Source organism: Massilia terrae, from assembly GCF_024753145.1.
GTDB lineage: Bacteria > Pseudomonadota > Gammaproteobacteria > Burkholderiales > Burkholderiaceae_D > Telluria > Telluria terrae.
In genome coordinates this window covers 286,865-302,011 of record NZ_JANUGU010000001.1, presented here as the reverse complement: position 1 = coordinate 302,011, position 15,147 = coordinate 286,865, and the positions used below count along the sequence as shown (strand labels likewise).

Genomic DNA, 15,147 nt, shown 5'->3' with positions numbered 1-15,147 from the left:
CCCGCCCGCCGTCACATGCGCGCGAGGATCGCGCCCCAGGTAAAGCCGCCGCCCACGCCTTCCATCAGGACATTGTGGCCAGGCTTCACGCGACCGTCGCGCACGGCGAGGTCGAGCGCCAGCGGGATCGAGGCGGCGGAGGTGTTGCCGTGCTGGTCGACGGTCACCACCATTTTTTCTTCGGGCATCTTCAGCTTGCGCGCGGTGCCCTTCATGATGCGGATATTGGCCTGGTGCGGGATCAGCCAGTCGACGTCGGACGGCGTCATCTTGGCCGCTTCCAGCGTCTCGGTGGCGACTTCTTCCAGCACCGAGACGGCCAGCTTGAACACCGCCGGGCCGTCCATGTGCAGGTAGCCGCTGCCGGCCAGCGCGCCGCCGGCCAGGTTGCCGGGGATCGACAGGATGTCGGAGTGGCTGCCGTCGGCGTGCAGCTTGGTGGCGAGGATGCCCGGCTCGCTGGAGGCGGTCATCACCACGGCGCCGGCCCCGTCGCCGAACAGCACGCAGGTGGTGCGGTCTTCGAAATTCAGGATGCGCGAGAACACTTCGGCGCCGATCACCAGCACGTTCTTGTGGGCACCGGACTTGATGAAGGCGTCGGCCACGGACACCGCGTAGACGAAGCCGCTGCAGACGGCCTGGACGTCGAAGGCAGCGCCGCCGCCCTTCATGCCGAGCTTGTTCTGGACGATGCAGGCGGTGCTCGGGAAGCTGCCGTGGAAGTCGGGGGTCGAGCTGGCGACGATGACCAGGTCGATCTCGCTGACGTCCTTGGCGGCCATCTCGAGCGCCTTCCTGGCCGCTTCGACCGCGAGGTCGGACGCGTTCTGCTCCGGCGCCGCGTAATGGCGGGCGGAAATGCCGCTGCGCGTGACGATCCACTCGTCCGAGGTCTCGATGCCCTTGGCGGCCAGTTGCGCGGCCAGGTCGTCGTTGGTCACGCGTTGGCCCGGCAGATAGCTGCCGGTGCCGATGATTTTGCTGTACACGGTCATTGCTTAACTCTGCTTGATGGGGGAGCCGGTCGTTTCGGCAGGTACGGCGCCCGGCGCGGCCGGCATGATCTCGGCGATCATCCGCGAAAGCTGTTCCTGCACATTGTTGTGGGCGGCATCGAACGCGCGGCGCAAGGCCCACTCGAAGGAAAACGCGTCGGCCCCGCCATGGCTCTTGATTACCAGGCCCTTCAGGCCCAGGAAGCTGCCGCCGTTGTAGCTCTTCGGATTGAGCTTCTTGAGCGACCTGTAGGCGAACAGCCCGCCCAGCGTGGCCAGCAGGTTGTCGCGGAATGCCGATTTGAAGAAGTGCGCCACGCCCTCGACTGCCTTGAGCGTGACGTTGCCGACGAAGCCGTCGCAGACGACGACGTCGGTGGTGCCCTTGAAGATATCGTTGCCCTCGACGTTGCCGTGGAAATTCAGGACGCCGCGTTCATGGTCGGCGCGCAGCAGCGCGGCCGTGGCCTTGACCACTTCATTGCCCTTGATTTCCTCGTGGCCGACGTTGAGCAGGCCGATGGTTGGCCGCGCGATGCCTTCCATCGCCGAGCACAGCACCGAGCCCATGATCGCGAACTGGTGCAGGTGGTGCGGCTCGCAGTCGACGTTGGCGCCGAGGTCGAGCATATAGGTCGGCTTGCCCTGTTCGTTGGGCAGCATCGAGCAGATCGCCGGGCGGTCGACGCCGGGCATGGTCTTGAGCACGTAGCGCGACACGGCCATCAGGGCGCCGGTGTTGCCGGCCGAGACGCAGACATGGGCCGCGCCTTCCTTGACCAGCTCGATCGCCACGCGCATCGACGAATCCTTCTTGCGGCGCAGCGCCACTTCGACCGGATCGTCCATCGCCACCACTTCGGTGGCATTTTTCACGGCCAGGCGCGGATTGTTCTCCGCGTGGCATTTCTTGAGTTCGGCGCGCAGTTCCTCCTCGCGGCCGACCAGAATCAGTTCGGCTTGCGGCTCTTGCTTGAGGAAGGAAATGGCTGCAGGGATCGTGACCGAGGGGCCATGATCGCCTCCCATGCAGTCGATGGAAATTTTAATTGTCATTTGTCGGGGACGTGCCGCAAGTCAGACACAGCGGACGGCAACAGGCCGCCTGCGCATGGCTCGTGGCCAGCCAGGATCGGCGGAATTCAAAATGACGGTGTGCAAACGTGGATTGCAGCCGAAGACAAACAAAAAGCGGCGCCACGCCAACAAGGTACGTTGCACCGCTTTCATATTACGACAAACGTCGATTACTCGTCGTTCTTGGTCTTGAGCACTTTGCGACCACGGTAGAAGCCGTTCGGGCTGATGTGGTGGCGCAGGTGGGTCTCACCGGTGGTCGGCTCGACAGCCAGGTTCGGCGCGGTGAGGTGGTCGTGCGAACGGTGCATGCCGCGCTTCGACGGGGACTTCTTATTCTGCTGAACTGCCATGATGACTCCTAATACATAAGTTCTAAAATTCTAACACATTCGATTTCGCAAATACATGCTTATCGAGTATCCCACCGGCAAACTCCGTTGCCGATACGTTTGAAACGCACACTGCCTACCGACCTACTCGACTACACGCGTTTGACACGTTCACTGCTTACTGCTTATTCGGATTTCAGGTTCTTCAAGCCGGCGAAGGGCGAGACCTTTTCGGTTTTGAGCTTGTCCAGCAGACTCGTGTCCGGACAGACCTCGTGTTTCGGCGACTGCGGCAAGGCCAGCAGCGCTTCGTCTTCCAGCAGGTCGCGGATGTCGCAGCTGGTGCTGCCGACGATCACGTCGATGCTTTCGTCGCCGAGGACTTCCTCGATCTCGTCGGCGTCCTCGTCGTCGCGCCCGAGCACCAGCATGGTGGTCGAGTCGATTTCGTAAGGCATGGGCTGCAGGCAGCGCTGGCACACCAGGTGCACCGGGCCGGCCACCGACAGCGTCAACGCCGGGTAGCCCTGGGGCGTGCTGCCGCCCTGGATCGACCAGCGAATCTCGCCGGACGGATCGGCGCAGTCGGCCGCCAGCCGGGTCATTTCAGCGACGGGAGTGCCCCCTTCGCGGTAGCCGTTGTTTCGACAAAATTCGAAAGCGTCGATGACAAAAGCGCTCATTTGAGAAATTGGACCCGGAAAACCTGCGATAATAACAGGCTTATCCCCGTGGAGTCAAAGACTTGCGCGTTTTTTTGGCGCGCGACAATCGATGATGCAACAGGCTGAGCCATTCATCGGATTTGCTTCACGGAAAGCCCCATTCATTGGCCTTTCTTCTGAATATACCTAAGAGCGCTCGACATGATAGCAAGTTCCCCAGCCCCACGCCTGATCCTTGCCTCGAGCTCGGCTTACCGGCGCGCGTTGCTGGCACGGCTGCGGCTGCCGTTCGAGGCGATCGCGCCGGACATCGACGAGACCCCGCTGGCGGGCGAGACGCCGACCGCGACCGCGCTGCGGCTGGCGCGCGCGAAGGCGGCCGCGGTGGCGGCACGGGCGCCGGGGGCGCTGGTGATCGGGTCGGACCAGGTGGCGACGCTGGATGGCGAACAGATCGGCAAGCCGGGCAGCCACGCGGCGGCGCTGGCCCAGCTCCAGAAAATGCGTGGGCGCGAGGTGGTGTTTCATACGGCGCTGTGCCTGTGGGATGGGCGGATCGCCGCGCCGGAGGCGGCGGCGCAGGTGGAAGACGTGCGGGTGACGGTGGCATTTCGCGACCTGCCGGATGCGGAACTGGACGCTTACCTGCGCATCGAAGCGCCATATGACTGCGCGGGCAGCGCCAAGAACGAGGGGCTGGGCATCGCGCTGTTGGAGCGGATCGATAACAGCGATCCGACGGCGCTGACGGGCTTGCCCTTGATCGCGCTGACCTCGATGCTGCGGCGTGCGGGCGTTGCCTTCTTCCGTCATTAGAAACCTGACCGTCGTTCCCGTCTGCGCGGGAACGCCGAAGCGAGATAAATCAAACCGTATCGTATGACTGGCACTCTCTACCTGATCCCCAACACCCTCGGCCCGACCGCTCCTGAACCCGACGCGCTGTCGCACATCCTCCCCGACCAGGTGCAGGCCGTCGCCGCCCGCCTCGATTACTTCGTCGCCGAAAACGCGAAAACCGCGCGCGCCTTCCTGAAACTGGTTGGCCTCAGGCACCCGCTGGCCAAGCCGCTGCAGGAAATCGACATCGCCGAACTGAACGTCAACACCCCGGCGCAGGCCTTGACCGCCCTGCTCCAGCCCCTGCTGGCCGGGCGCGACGCCGGGCTGGTGTCGGAAGCGGGCGTGCCGGCCGTGGCCGATCCGGGTGCGGACCTGGTGCGGCTCGCGCACCAGCACGGGATCATGGTGCGGCCGCTGGTCGGGCCGTCGTCGCTGCTGCTGGCCGTGATGGCTAGCGGCCTGAACGGCCAAAGCTTCGCCTTCAACGGCTACCTGCCGACCGACGCCGAGCAGCGCGCCAGGCGCATCAAGGAGCTGGAGCAGCGTTCGCGCAAGGAAAAGCAGACGCAGCTGTTCATCGAGACGCCGTACCGCAACGCGGCGATGCTGGAGGCGCTGGTGTCGAATTGCCAGCCGGGGACGCTGGTGTGCGTGGCGACGGATCTGTCGCTGCCGAGCGAGACGGTGCGGACGCTGACGGCGGCCAAGTGGAAGACGGCCCTGGCCGGCGGCAAGGGGCCGGATTTTCACAAGAAGCCGACGGTGTTCTTACTGCTCGGCCAGTGATCGCGGTTCCCGCTGGCGCGGGAACGACGGTATCTGTCAAGCGAACGGTATCTGTCGAGCGGCGGCTCAGTGCACTTCGTACGCCAAACCCTGCACCCAATCAAACGCCGCCAGCTCGATATCGCGCACTTCCTTGGCAGTCAGTCCAAGCTTCTTGATCAGCGCAGCGAACGCCTTCCCGCACTCTGCGGCCTCCAGCATCTCGACCACTTTCAGCATCGTGCCGAATTGCCCCTCGCGGCGCAGCAGCGCCTCGCGCACCTCGTCCGCCACTTCGACGCGATTGAGGATGTCTTCCATCGGCACGGCAAACAAGGCATCCGCCAGCGACATGATGCCGACCGTGAACGCGCGGTCGGCGCTGTCGGCATCGATCGGCCACAGCCGCCGCGTCATCAGCTCCAGCAGCTTGCCGCGCGTGGTCGCCATCTGCAGCAGCGGCGAGTTGAATTCGACGCGCCCGCCCGGCGAGGCATACAGCAGGATCTGCAGCCAGCGCTGCAGCTGCGCGCGCCCCAGCCCGGCCAGCGCGTGCGACACCGATTCGATGCGGTGCCCCGGCCCGGCGGCCCGGCTGTTGACCAGACGCAGCAGGCTCAGGCTGATCAGGGCGTCGCGCTTGACCGCGGTTTCGATCGCGCGGTCGTCCGCGTGCGAGTTGATCAGGTCCAGCAGATGCAGCACCGCCAGCTCCGACGGTGCGATAGTCTTGCCCGACAGGATGGCCGGGCGCGCAAAATAATAGCCCTGGAAATAGTCGAAGCCCAGCTCCAGGCAGCGATGGAATTCTTCCAGCGTCTCGACTTTTTCGGCCAGCAGCTTTTTGGTCAGGCCCTTGAGCGAGGCGGTCAGCTCGGGCAGGCGTTCCGGATCGATACCCTGCAGGTCGACCTTCACCACATCGACCAGGTCGATCAGTTGCTTGACGTCGGCCGAGCACGCCACCACGTCGTCCAGCGCGAACTTGAAACCAAGCTGCTTGAGCTCGGCAACGCGGGCGCGCAGCTGCTCGGTCGGCTTGACCGTTTCGAGGATTTCGAGGATAACTTTGTGGGGTGGCAGGAAACGCACGAAGTCGCTCATCAGCACGTCTTCGTCGGCATTCACGAAGGCAAGCTGGTCGCCGACCACCTGCTCCATGCCCAGTTGCGAGGCGTGCGAAATCACGGCGGCGGTGGCGGCCGCGCCGGTGGTCATCTGGGCGTCGTCGTGCTCGCCCGCGGCGCGAAACAGCAATTCAAATGCCACCAGATGCTGATCGCGGCCGAGGATGGGTTGGCGCGCAAGGAAAAATTCGTCGGCAGGCAGCGCCTTCACGGCCGCAGCTTCAGCATGCATTATGTATGGCTCCGGGAAACATTGCGACCCGGAAGGTCGCGCAGACCGATCATCTGCGCCGGCCCAATAGCGAATATACTACAAAAACCAAGGACCTTAGCATTTCGACATCGAAACGTATGGCCTAGCCGCGCCGGCCGTTGCGCGGATTACGCGCGGGCGGCCGCTCGGCCCCCTCGCGCTGGGGAGTTTGGTCCGGTCGCGCTTTCTCACCGGACGCACGACCCGGCTTGCCCTCACGGCTGCCTTCGGCTGCCCCGCGGCCCTCGCCGAACTTCTGCCCCGGCAGGCGCAGGCTGCCGCCGCCCGACAGCGGGCTGGCACGGCGCGCATTGCCCACCGGCTGGCGCGGCTGGCCGCCGGTGCGCGTGACAGCGGCGCCCGTTACCTGGGTGCCCTTCTCGATGGTAAAGGTGGCCGCGGCATCCTTGCCCAGCACGCGCACCAGGTAAGGCATCACCTGGCGCAGCATCGGTTCCAGCGTGTACGGCGGATTCAGCAGGAACATGCCGCTGGTGTGCAGGCCGACGCCGTCCGGGGTCGGGGTCGACACGGTCAGGGTCACGTTGAGCCATTCCTTGGCCGGCAGGCGCTTGAGCTTGTCGGCGAACTGGCGCGATTCCATGCGCTGCAGCACCGGATACCAGACCGCGTAGGTGCCCGAGGGGAAGCGGCCGAGCGCCTCCTCCAGCGCATCCTTCACGCGGCGGTAGTCATCCTTCACCTCGTACGGCGGATCGATCAGCACCAGCGCGCGGCGCGACGGCGGCGGCAGCAGCGCCTTCAGGCTGAGGAAGCCGTCGCCGCGCTCGATCATCACGCGGCGGCCGCGCGCGCGCTCGCCCTGCTCGGCCTTGTGCGCCTCCAGCTTGCGGAAATTCTCCGCCAGGATCTTGTTGTCCGCGGGATGCAGCTCGAACAGGCGCAAGCGGTCCTGCTCACGCGACATCTGGTCGGCGACGTAGGGCGAACCGGGGTAGTAGCGCAGCTTGCCGCTCGGGTTCATCGCCCGCACCACGTCCACATACTCGGCCAGCGGCGGCGGCAGGTCGCGGCATTCCCACAGCGGCGCGATGCCCGACTCGTACTCGGCGTTCTTGGACGCGTAATTGCTGTCGAGCGCATACACGCCGGCGCCCGAATGGGTGTCGATATAGGTGTAGGCCGCGTCCTTCTGGTTCATGTACTTGTGCAATTGCACCTGCACGAAGTGCTTGAGGACGTCGGCGTGGTTGCCGGCATGGAAGGCGTGGCGATAGCTGAGCATGGTGATTCCCTTGGCGTAACCACGCATTATCGCCCAGAATCCGGGCCCGGCCCAAACGGGACGAAAAAACGCCGCAGGGGCGCGAGCCTCCTGCGGCGAACACCACGAGGTATTACGACGGCTCAGGCGACTTTCTTCTCGTCGAAGAACTGCTCGTCCTCGGTCGAGCCGTGCAAGGCGGTGGTCGAGCTCTGGTTCTGCTGGATCGCCTGGGTCACCGCATCGAAGTAGCCGGTGCCGACTTCACGCTGGTGCTTGACCGCGGTGAAGCCCTTCTCGGCGGCGGCGAATTCGGCTTCCTGCATCTCGACGAAGGCCGACATGCCGGTGCGCGCGTAGCCGTGAGCCAGGTTGAACATGCTGTAGTTGAGCGCATGGAAGCCGGCCAGCGTGATGAACTGGAACTTGTAGCCCATCGCGCCCAGCTCGCGCTGGAACTTGGCGATGGTGGCGTCGTCCAGGTTCTTCTTCCAGTTAAAGGAAGGCGAGCAGTTGTAGGCCAGCATCTTGCCCGGGAATTTGGCGTGGATCGCCTCGGCGAAAGCCTTGGCGTAGGCCAGGTCGGGCTTGCCGGTCTCGCACCAGACCAGGTCGGCATAGGGCGCGTAGGCCAGGCCGCGCGAGATCGCCTGCTGCAGGCCCGGGCGGGTGCGGTAGAAACCTTCGACGGTGCGCTCGCCGGTGCAGAACGGGCGGTCGTTGTCATCGACGTCGGAGGTCAGCAGGTCAGCGGCCTCGGCATCGGTGCGCGCCACCAGCAGGGTCGGCACGCCCATCACGTCGGCGGCCAGGCGTGCGGCGGTCAGCTTGTCGATGGCTTCGCGGGTCGGCACCAGCACCTTGCCTCCCATGTGGCCGCATTTCTTCACCGAAGCGAGCTGGTCCTCGAAGTGCACGCCGGCGGCGCCCGCCTCGATCATCGACTTCATCAGCTCGAACGCATTGAGCACGCCGCCGAAGCCGGCTTCCGCGTCGGCCACGATGGGGGCGAAATAATCGACGTCGTCCTTGCCTTCGGACCACTGGATCTGGTCGGCGCGCTGGAAGGTATTGTTGATGCGGCGCACCACCGCCGGCACCGAGTTGGCCGGATACAGCGACTGGTCGGGATACATCTCGCCGGCCAGGTTGGCATCGCCCGCGACCTGCCAGCCGGACAGGTAGATTGCTTTCAGGCCGGCTTTCACCTGCTGCATCGCCTGGTTGCCGGTCAGGGCGCCCAGGGCGTTGACGTAGTCTTCATTGTTGAGCAGGTCCCACAGCTTCTCGGCGCCCCGGCGCGCCAGGCTGTGCTCGATCTGGACCGAGCCGCGCAGGCGCACCGCATCCGCCGCCGTGTAGGCGCGCTGCACGCCTTTCCAGCGGGGATTACTGTCCCAATCTTGTTGCAGGGCCGATTGTTGCTGTTCGCGAGTTGCCATGATTTATCTCCTGAAAGGATGGTGAGTTGAAAAAACCGGATCCGTTACTGGAAATGATAGGCCGATTGTGCACAGCACAATCACTCTTATATAAGACAGCGCATTAAAATTTTTCGCATAAAAATCAAACACCTATAATCAATATTTCATGATACGACATGCCGTTTCTCCAAACGGGACCGTAGGAACGTCTTCCTCCTGGGGATATTTCGCAATGCGCAATGGGTCAACCGCAATCTGAAAAATACCGTCCTGGATGGCTGTCCAGACCATCTTACGGCCTCCCGCGCAGCTGAAATTGACGGTAGGCAACGATCAGCAAGCAAGGCGCCGTCAAAGCTCAACAGTAACTATCGGTTTCGCGCGCACGATTGGTTTCCAAATGGAATGCTTGCTTAAAAAAAGTTGTATTGTCGTGACGCCAACACCCGAAGGCGAAAACCCTTGACAAATCTGAAAAAAGAGGAAACAACATGCGTACAAAACTATTACAAAAGGCCGCGATCACTGCCTTGCTGGCAGCAGCGTGCGGTGCGGCAAGTGCGGGAGCGATCACATACCAGGGCGTGACCTTCACCGCCACCCGGACGGCCACCCAGTTGATGCTGAAGATCGACGCGGGCAGCCCGAGCGGCAACTGGAGCACCGCCGTTGATATCGCCGCCCTCCAGATCGAAAGCATCGGCACCTTTACCGGCGTATCGTTCACCTCGAATATCCCGGGGCTGGCGGCGTGGACTGAGAGCGGCGCGCAACTGAATAACAACGGTTGCGGCGGGGGCATACAGGCGAACAGTACTGTGTGCATCGACGGCACCCCGGTCGCGCTGGCCAACAATATGCTGATCACCTACACTTTTACCGGCACCGCATTCGACCTGAGCAGCCCGAAGGTGAAACTCAATTTCATCGACGCGACGGGCAGCCGGATCGGCAGTCAGTTCAACAGCACCATTACGGCCGACCTGACGACGCCGAACGATCCGCCGCCAGGCTACGTGCCGGAACCCGGATCGCTGGCGCTGCTCGGGGGCGGCGCCCTGGTGGCCGTCCTTGCCCGGCGCCGCGCGCCCAAGGCTTGAAGCGTCTTCGCGTCACGCCGCTTCAAGTCAGCCTGGCACGAAGCGGCGTTGCCGCATCCATTTGGTGAGCACCCATTTTTCGCCGCTGGCCGGCGCCGCGCCCGCGTGCAAGGACAGCGGATCCAGCTGGCCGTCGCGGTTGCAGTACTCGAAGTAGACCGCGCTGCCCTTGCGCGGCGCCGACGCGAAACCGGCCTCCGGGAACACGGTCTCACCGCCCTCGTCCACATCGTTCAGGTAGATGACCATGGTAGCCACGCGCTGCCCGCTGCGCGCGATCGACTGGCGGTTGGCCTCATTCACCGGCATCAGGAAATCGAAGTGCGGCGCGCTGGCTGCGCCCACTGCATAGCGCAGCACCTGCAAGCCTTCGCCCTGCTCCACCGGCAGCCGCATCAGCGTGGACAGGCGTCGGTCGATGCGCGCCACCAGCGCATTTTCCTCGAGCCGGAAGAACATGCCCTCGCTGTTGCGGTTCATGCTCATGGTGTCCTTGCCGCTGGCGGGATCGACGATCGTGGACGGCGCCAACCGTGGCCGCGCCAGCGCGACCAGCTGCTCGCACTCGTCCGGATCGAGCACATTGTCCAGTACCGCCGTCGCCGGCTGCGCCAGCCGCGCTGCCACGCGCACGGTGCGGCCATCCACCGCGCGCAGGTTCGGGCCGGCGAAGCACGGCGTCTCGTGGCGGTAGGCCGCATCGGCCAGCTGTTCGCTCGAAAAACCGGAAGCCGGAATCCCGGCGCCGCGCGCGCGCATGGACCAGAAGGTATCCGCCAGCGCAGCGGCCAGGCGCGCGTCGAAGCCTTGCGCGACCATGGCGCGCGCCAGCGGCGCCGGCGGAATGCCGCGATCGATATTGTGCAGCGCCCAGTCGCGCAGCTGCTCCGTGAACCTCAGGTCGATGCCGCTCACAGGTCCAGCGCCTCCCAGCCGCCCGCGCCAAGCACGAACTCCTCCTTGAGCTGGAGCGTGCCGGCGCCGCGGATGATGCGGTCGACCATCGGGAACACCGCGCGCACCTCCGGGTCGACGGTCCACGCCGCCGGCTTGACCTTGTAGGTGTAGGTCGCAACCGCATGTCCCGCCGCCGGCGTCTCCCACCCGGCCAGGCGGTCGAGCGACAGGTGCGCGGCGCACAGGTCGGCCGGCGCCTCGCTGAAGCGGTTGCCGGTCGCGCGCTTGTGCGCGGGCCGCGCCAGGAAGTAGGCCTTGCCGGTGCTGGTCAGCTGGTAGCGCCGTCCGTCCGCGACCTCGGTACCTTCGGCCAGGCCGAGGCGTTCGAGCACCGGCATCTGCAGCGCGTTGCGCGAACCGGCCTGGCGCTCGGCCGCGCTGACGTCGACCGGCCAGGCGCTCTTGGCGAGGCACAGGTCGCCGCGCTTGGCCAGGTACTCGTTCAGCGCCTGCGTCAGGTTCGCTTCGTTCAACGCGCGCGGGTCGTGGGTGCATGCGGCCAGCAGGCTCACGCTCAGGATGCAAAGGACTCGTTTCATCATATCTCGCATGATCAATCAACGCAGGGACCCGACACGGACTGCGTGGCAGCTTGATAGCCGTCGGTCAGGGTCTTCAGGAAGCACAGCAGGTCGGCGATCTGCGCATCGCTCATCGGCGGCTTGCCGCCGGGCGCGCGGCCGTCGAGCGGGAGCTGGGTGTCGATGTTGGCGCGCCAGGCCGCCGGCAGGTCATTGAATTTCCGGACCGTGCCGCCGGTGTACTGCGTGGTGATCAGGCCGTAGGTCGGGAAGCCTGGATCGGGCTTGGCCTTGGGCGTGCCGCCGACCGTCGGATACCAGATCTCGGGATTGGTGTCGCGCGTGTTGTAGAAGCGGATCGCCTGCTCCAGCGAATGGATCACGCCATTGTGGAAGAAGGTGCTGCGGGTGGCGACGTTGCGCAGGCTGGGCGCCTTGAACATGCCGCAGAACGGGTTGCTGCCGTCCGCCGCGTCCGGGTGGTCGCTGCGGTTCGGGCCGCACAGGCCGAGGTCGAAATACTTCGGATCCTGGTTGGCCGCGATCGCCATATTGCGCGGTACGCCGATCGCCTCGTACGAGAAATCGGTGAACAGCGCCGAGCTTCCGTTCAGGCCCGCGCCCTGGTAATGGCAGGATGCGCAGTTGGCGCCATTCGGGTCGGTGAACAGGCGCATGCCGCGCGTTTCGGCTGCGGTCAGTGCGCCGCCGATCTTGTTGCCCGCGTAGAGATCGAACTTGCTGGTGTAAGGGTGGAAGCTCGGGTCTTCCATCTGGAAGGCCTGCAACGCAGCCAGCGCGAAATTGAATGCGCTGTCGGTGGCATCGAGCGAGGCGCTGCCAAAGGCCTTGCGAAACAGGTCCGCATACGCGGCGCTGCGCAGCTTCGCGACCACGTCGGCGGCGCCGGCGTTGGCCATCTCGTTCGGCGCCAGCAGCGGGATTTTCGCCTGGTCGGCCAGGCTCCTGGCGCGGCCGTCCCAGGTGAAGCCGCCGCCCGGGCCGGGCGCGCTGATGCCGTCCGGGTTGTCGAGCTGGTCGGCGTAGGCCGGCGTGTCCTGGATATAGCGCAGCGAAGGCGCCGCGCGCTGGCCCTGCGCGGCCAGGTCCGGGCCGCCCAGCTGCACCGCCAGCTTGTTCGGCGGGCCGTAGGCGTAGTTGGGATCGTGGCAGCTCGCGCACGACTGCTTGCCCGAACCGGACAGCGTCTGGTCGAAGAACATCTTCTGCCCGACCTGTGCGGCCAGGCTGAGCGTGGACGCGGACACCGCCGGCGCGGTGGCCGTGGTATCGGGCGCGCTCGCGGATTGCTGGCCGCCGGCCTTGCCGGAGCCGCCGCAGCCGGCCAGCGCCAGCAGCACGGCCGCCAGCGCGTATCGTAGAGTCGTTCTCATCATGCGTGTCGGTTGCGTGGCCCGGGCGCGCGGCCCGGGCCGCGCCGAGCCTTTACTTCTTCAATGCCCACAGGTTGGCCTGCGACGCATCCGCGCCGACCTGCGCCGGGATCGACGGATCGATGTCGGTCGACTGCTTCTGCGTGTAGCCGGCCGGGATCACGAAGGCGTGATTCATCGGACGCACCGCATCGAAGTGGGTGTCGGCGCTACCCGCGTACTCCGGCAGGTTCAGGATGTTCTGCGCGATGAAGCGCTCGGTGTACTTGGAGCGGTTCATGTACGAGGCATCGACCTTGGGGTCGGCCAGCTGGAACATGTCCTGCAGCGTGCGCACCAGCGAGAAATGGCTGTAGGCGTCGCTGTCGGCCACGCCCTTCGGCGCACCAGCCTGGTTGGTCAGCATGAAGAAGATGCTCTCGCCGTGGCCACGGTTGCCCTTGCCGTAGTTGGCGACCGTGGTGTCGCGGCTCCAGCTGCCGTCGGCGTTGCGCTTGAGCGGCGTGGTGTTGGTGCTGCTCTTGTCCGGGTTCCAGCCGCAGCAGGAGTTGAAGCCCGAGGTCGCGCTGCCCTCGTCGAACATGACCACGATCGCGACCCGCTTCTGCGGATTGGTCCAGTCTTTCGACGCGCGGATCTTCTTGATCACCCAGTCGACGTAATTGTCGCCACGCGTGATGATGGCGCTGCCGGCGCAATCGCTGGCGACCTTGGTCGTGCCGTCGCCAGCGGTGCCGTTGACGGTGATGCCGTGCATGTCGTCGCACTGGTCCGGGATCACGAAGTTCAGGTTGCCGACCTTGCCGGCCGCGAGGTCGGTGCTGAACTGGTCGAGGTTATAGCCGGCCGGGACCGTGTACTTGCTGGTCTTGAGCAGCTGTCCATCCCACTGGCCGCCGCCCATGGTGCGGTTGCTGTACGCGAACTCCGGCGCACTGCGCACGTTCTGGTAAGCCATGCCCGGGTGGTGCTTGGTCTTGTACAGGCCGGCCGGCAGCGGCAGCTTCAGGGTGGCGTCGCCCAGCACGGCGGTGTTGCCGCCCACGGTGCCCGGCTGGTACACATTGTCGCCGGCGACCACGGCGCTGTCGGCGATGCTGTCGGTGCGCAGGTCCTGGCCCGGGTTCATCGATTCGTTGTAGGTGCGCCAGGTCATGCCCTTGGCGGTCAGCGCGTTGAACAGGTTGGGCGCGGTGATGTTGTGGTTGACGCCGGCGGCCTGGGTGCAGGTGGCGGCGAACGGCGAGTTGGCCAGGCCCGGCTGCGTGTTGTCCGGCAGCGGCAGGTCCTTGGGCGCGTTGGCGCCGGTGGCGTCGCAGTTCCACTGGCTGTCGTCGGTGATGCCGAAGTCGTCGGCGCCGCCCAGTGCGGTGTAGTTCGGCTCGCTCGGGTTGCCGGTCGCGTAGTAGCTGGTGAACTGGTTGCCTTCTTTCATGTAGGCGTTGATTTTCGGCGCATACGGCGAATTCAGGATCTTGTTGGTGCCCTTGTTTTCCAGCATGACGATGAAGATCTCGTCGTAACGCGGAATGCCCTCGATCGCGAACGCGGCTTGCTGGGCTTGCTGGAAGGTGATCGGCTTGCGGGTTTCGGTGGCCTTGTTGGTGGCGGCGCTGACGCCGGCCAGGCTGGCCAGTTCGGGGTCGCCGCCCGGGTTGGCGAGCGCGTCCGGGTAGAGGTCGCCGCGGTCAAGCTTGGTGATCGCGTATTCGAAGCGGTTGGCGAGCGCGTTCATGTCGGCCAGCATGGCGGCCTTCACGGTGGCATCGGCCACGCCGTTGACGTCGGCCAGCACCTTGTCGGCCGTGGCGCCCAGGCGCGTGGCCAGGTTGGCCTTCTCGGCGGCGTAGGTGCTGCCATTCGCTTCCATCTGGCGCACGACTTCCGACGACAGCGCGCTGATCACGATCGCGCCGCCCTGCTCCGTGACCTGGTCGGCCGCGGCGCGCAGCACGTTGCGCGTGGCGACCTTGGCGCCGGTGGCGGTGTTGGTGGCGGCGCTGCCGATGTCGGCGATCAGGGCGCCGGCGCTGTCGGCGCTGATCGAGAACGCGCCCTTGCTGTCGGTGGTGGCCTGGGTCTCGCCGCTGTCGCACTTGCCGTTGTTGTTGGCGTCGATGCAGACCACGGCGCCCTGATAGTAGCCGCCGGACAGGTTGGGATCGGTGGTGCTGCCGGCCGTGTAGCCGCTGGCGACGACGACGCCGGCCATGGTCACTTTTTGCGTGACCGAGCCGGCGCCGGAGCCTGTGGCCTTATTCGAATCGCTGCTGCAGGCAGTCAGCAGGGCCGCGGCGGCGGCCAGCGCGGTCAGGGCGAACGCTTCGGAACGCAAAGTGGTGCGAAGGCGGGACATAGCTATCCTTTTGCTGTGTTGGTTGCGGGGGGCGGGATCCTCGCGACACAGTATCGCCACGGCACGTGACGTGCCGATGACAAACAGCAAAGGGAAATGTTTCTGGATTG

The 15,147-nt window shown here is 65.3% G+C and carries 14 protein-coding genes; 3 read left to right on the top strand and 11 right to left on the bottom strand.

Features of this window, described 5'->3' with window-relative positions:
* Nucleotides 1–11: 11 nt before the first annotated feature.
* From NX778_RS01470 to NX778_RS01455, 4 genes are all read right to left on the bottom strand, one after another.
* Nucleotides 12–998: a beta-ketoacyl-ACP synthase III gene (locus tag NX778_RS01470; protein ID WP_307727886.1), complete on the bottom strand. Its 987-nt coding sequence runs from the start codon at nucleotides 996–998 to the stop codon at nucleotides 12–14.
* Nucleotides 999–1,001: 3 nt separating this feature from the next.
* Nucleotides 1,002–2,054: a phosphate acyltransferase PlsX gene (gene plsX, locus NX778_RS01465; protein ID WP_258809911.1), complete on the bottom strand. Its 1,053-nt coding sequence runs from the start codon at nucleotides 2,052–2,054 to the stop codon at nucleotides 1,002–1,004.
* 191 nt (nucleotides 2,055–2,245) lie between these two features.
* Complete coding sequence (rpmF, locus tag NX778_RS01460; RefSeq protein WP_258809910.1) at nucleotides 2,246–2,428, bottom strand: 50S ribosomal protein L32; 183 nt, start codon at nucleotides 2,426–2,428, stop codon at nucleotides 2,246–2,248.
* 164 nt (nucleotides 2,429–2,592) lie between these two features.
* On the bottom strand, nucleotides 2,593–3,090 hold the full coding sequence (locus tag NX778_RS01455) for a YceD family protein (RefSeq protein ID WP_258809909.1): 498 nt from the start codon (nucleotides 3,088–3,090) through the stop codon (nucleotides 2,593–2,595).
* A gap of 183 nt (nucleotides 3,091–3,273) precedes the next feature.
* Here NX778_RS01455 and NX778_RS01450 point away from each other — a divergent pair, with 183 nt between their 5' ends.
* Nucleotides 3,274–3,888, top strand: a complete 615-nt coding sequence (locus tag NX778_RS01450) for a Maf family nucleotide pyrophosphatase (protein WP_258809908.1) — start codon at nucleotides 3,274–3,276, stop codon at nucleotides 3,886–3,888.
* Between the two features lie 63 nt (nucleotides 3,889–3,951).
* Complete coding sequence (locus NX778_RS01445; RefSeq protein ID WP_258809907.1) at nucleotides 3,952–4,701, top strand: SAM-dependent methyltransferase; 750 nt, start codon at nucleotides 3,952–3,954, stop codon at nucleotides 4,699–4,701.
* 66 nt (nucleotides 4,702–4,767) lie between these two features.
* On the opposite strand, the gene NX778_RS01440 is transcribed toward NX778_RS01445, so the two are convergent.
* From NX778_RS01440 to aceA, 3 genes are all read right to left on the bottom strand, one after another.
* Nucleotides 4,768–6,039 (bottom strand): EAL and HDOD domain-containing protein, encoded by a 1,272-nt coding sequence (locus NX778_RS01440; RefSeq protein WP_258809906.1) that lies wholly within the window; start codon nucleotides 6,037–6,039, stop codon nucleotides 4,768–4,770.
* Between the two features lie 124 nt (nucleotides 6,040–6,163).
* Entirely contained in the window at nucleotides 6,164–7,306 is a 1,143-nt protein-coding gene (locus tag NX778_RS01435) for a 23S rRNA (adenine(2030)-N(6))-methyltransferase RlmJ (RefSeq protein WP_258809905.1), read from the bottom strand.
* Nucleotides 7,307–7,428: 122 nt separating this feature from the next.
* Nucleotides 7,429–8,727, bottom strand: coding sequence for an isocitrate lyase (gene aceA, locus NX778_RS01430; RefSeq protein WP_258809904.1), 1,299 nt, complete (start codon nucleotides 8,725–8,727; stop codon nucleotides 7,429–7,431).
* Nucleotides 8,728–9,200: 473 nt separating this feature from the next.
* Here aceA and NX778_RS01425 point away from each other — a divergent pair, with 473 nt between their 5' ends.
* Nucleotides 9,201–9,809 (top strand): PEP-CTERM sorting domain-containing protein, encoded by a 609-nt coding sequence (locus tag NX778_RS01425; protein WP_258809903.1) that lies wholly within the window; start codon nucleotides 9,201–9,203, stop codon nucleotides 9,807–9,809.
* A 27-nt stretch (nucleotides 9,810–9,836) separates the two neighbouring features.
* Here NX778_RS01425 and NX778_RS01420 read toward each other — a convergent pair whose 3' ends face one another.
* Genes NX778_RS01420 through NX778_RS01405 form a run of 4 tightly spaced genes read right to left on the bottom strand, consistent with a single transcriptional unit; the run spans nucleotide 9,837 to nucleotide 15,037 of the window.
* Entirely contained in the window at nucleotides 9,837–10,724 is an 888-nt protein-coding gene (locus NX778_RS01420) for a 2OG-Fe(II) oxygenase (RefSeq protein ID WP_258809902.1), read from the bottom strand.
* On the bottom strand, nucleotides 10,721–11,305 hold the full coding sequence (locus NX778_RS01415) for an SEN1982 family lipoprotein (protein WP_258809901.1): 585 nt from the start codon (nucleotides 11,303–11,305) through the stop codon (nucleotides 10,721–10,723). The genes NX778_RS01420 and NX778_RS01415 overlap by 4 nt, the downstream gene beginning before the upstream one ends.
* Nucleotides 11,306–11,319: 14 nt before the next feature.
* Nucleotides 11,320–12,681: a cytochrome-c peroxidase gene (locus NX778_RS01410; RefSeq protein ID WP_258811016.1), complete on the bottom strand. Its 1,362-nt coding sequence runs from the start codon at nucleotides 12,679–12,681 to the stop codon at nucleotides 11,320–11,322.
* 52 nt (nucleotides 12,682–12,733) lie between these two features.
* Complete coding sequence (locus tag NX778_RS01405; protein ID WP_258809900.1) at nucleotides 12,734–15,037, bottom strand: alkaline phosphatase family protein; 2,304 nt, start codon at nucleotides 15,035–15,037, stop codon at nucleotides 12,734–12,736.
* Nucleotides 15,038–15,147: the final 110 nt, after the last annotated feature.

Bases quoted from the DNA above. Each gene is read 5' to 3' on its own strand.
- NX778_RS01470 (WP_307727886.1), bottom strand. From the start codon at position 998: ATGACCGTGTACAGCAAAATCATCGGCACCGGCAGCTATCTGCCGGGC.
- plsX (WP_258809911.1), bottom strand. From the start codon at position 2,054: ATGACAATTAAAATTTCCATCGACTGCATGGGAGGCGATCATGGCCCC.
- rpmF (WP_258809910.1), bottom strand. From the start codon at position 2,428: ATGGCAGTTCAGCAGAATAAGAAGTCCCCGTCGAAGCGCGGCATGCAC.
- NX778_RS01455 (WP_258809909.1), bottom strand. From the start codon at position 3,090: ATGAGCGCTTTTGTCATCGACGCTTTCGAATTTTGTCGAAACAACGGC.
- NX778_RS01450 (WP_258809908.1), top strand. From the start codon at position 3,274: ATGATAGCAAGTTCCCCAGCCCCACGCCTGATCCTTGCCTCGAGCTCG.
- NX778_RS01445 (WP_258809907.1), top strand. From the start codon at position 3,952: ATGACTGGCACTCTCTACCTGATCCCCAACACCCTCGGCCCGACCGCT.
- NX778_RS01440 (WP_258809906.1), bottom strand. From the start codon at position 6,039: ATGCATGCTGAAGCTGCGGCCGTGAAGGCGCTGCCTGCCGACGAATTT.
- NX778_RS01435 (WP_258809905.1), bottom strand. From the start codon at position 7,306: ATGCTCAGCTATCGCCACGCCTTCCATGCCGGCAACCACGCCGACGTC.
- aceA (WP_258809904.1), bottom strand. From the start codon at position 8,727: ATGGCAACTCGCGAACAGCAACAATCGGCCCTGCAACAAGATTGGGAC.
- NX778_RS01425 (WP_258809903.1), top strand. From the start codon at position 9,201: ATGCGTACAAAACTATTACAAAAGGCCGCGATCACTGCCTTGCTGGCA.
- NX778_RS01415 (WP_258809901.1), bottom strand. From the start codon at position 11,305: ATGAAACGAGTCCTTTGCATCCTGAGCGTGAGCCTGCTGGCCGCATGC.
- NX778_RS01410 (WP_258811016.1), bottom strand. From the start codon at position 12,681: ATGAGAACGACTCTACGATACGCGCTGGCGGCCGTGCTGCTGGCGCTG.
- NX778_RS01405 (WP_258809900.1), bottom strand. From the start codon at position 15,037: ATGTCCCGCCTTCGCACCACTTTGCGTTCCGAAGCGTTCGCCCTGACC.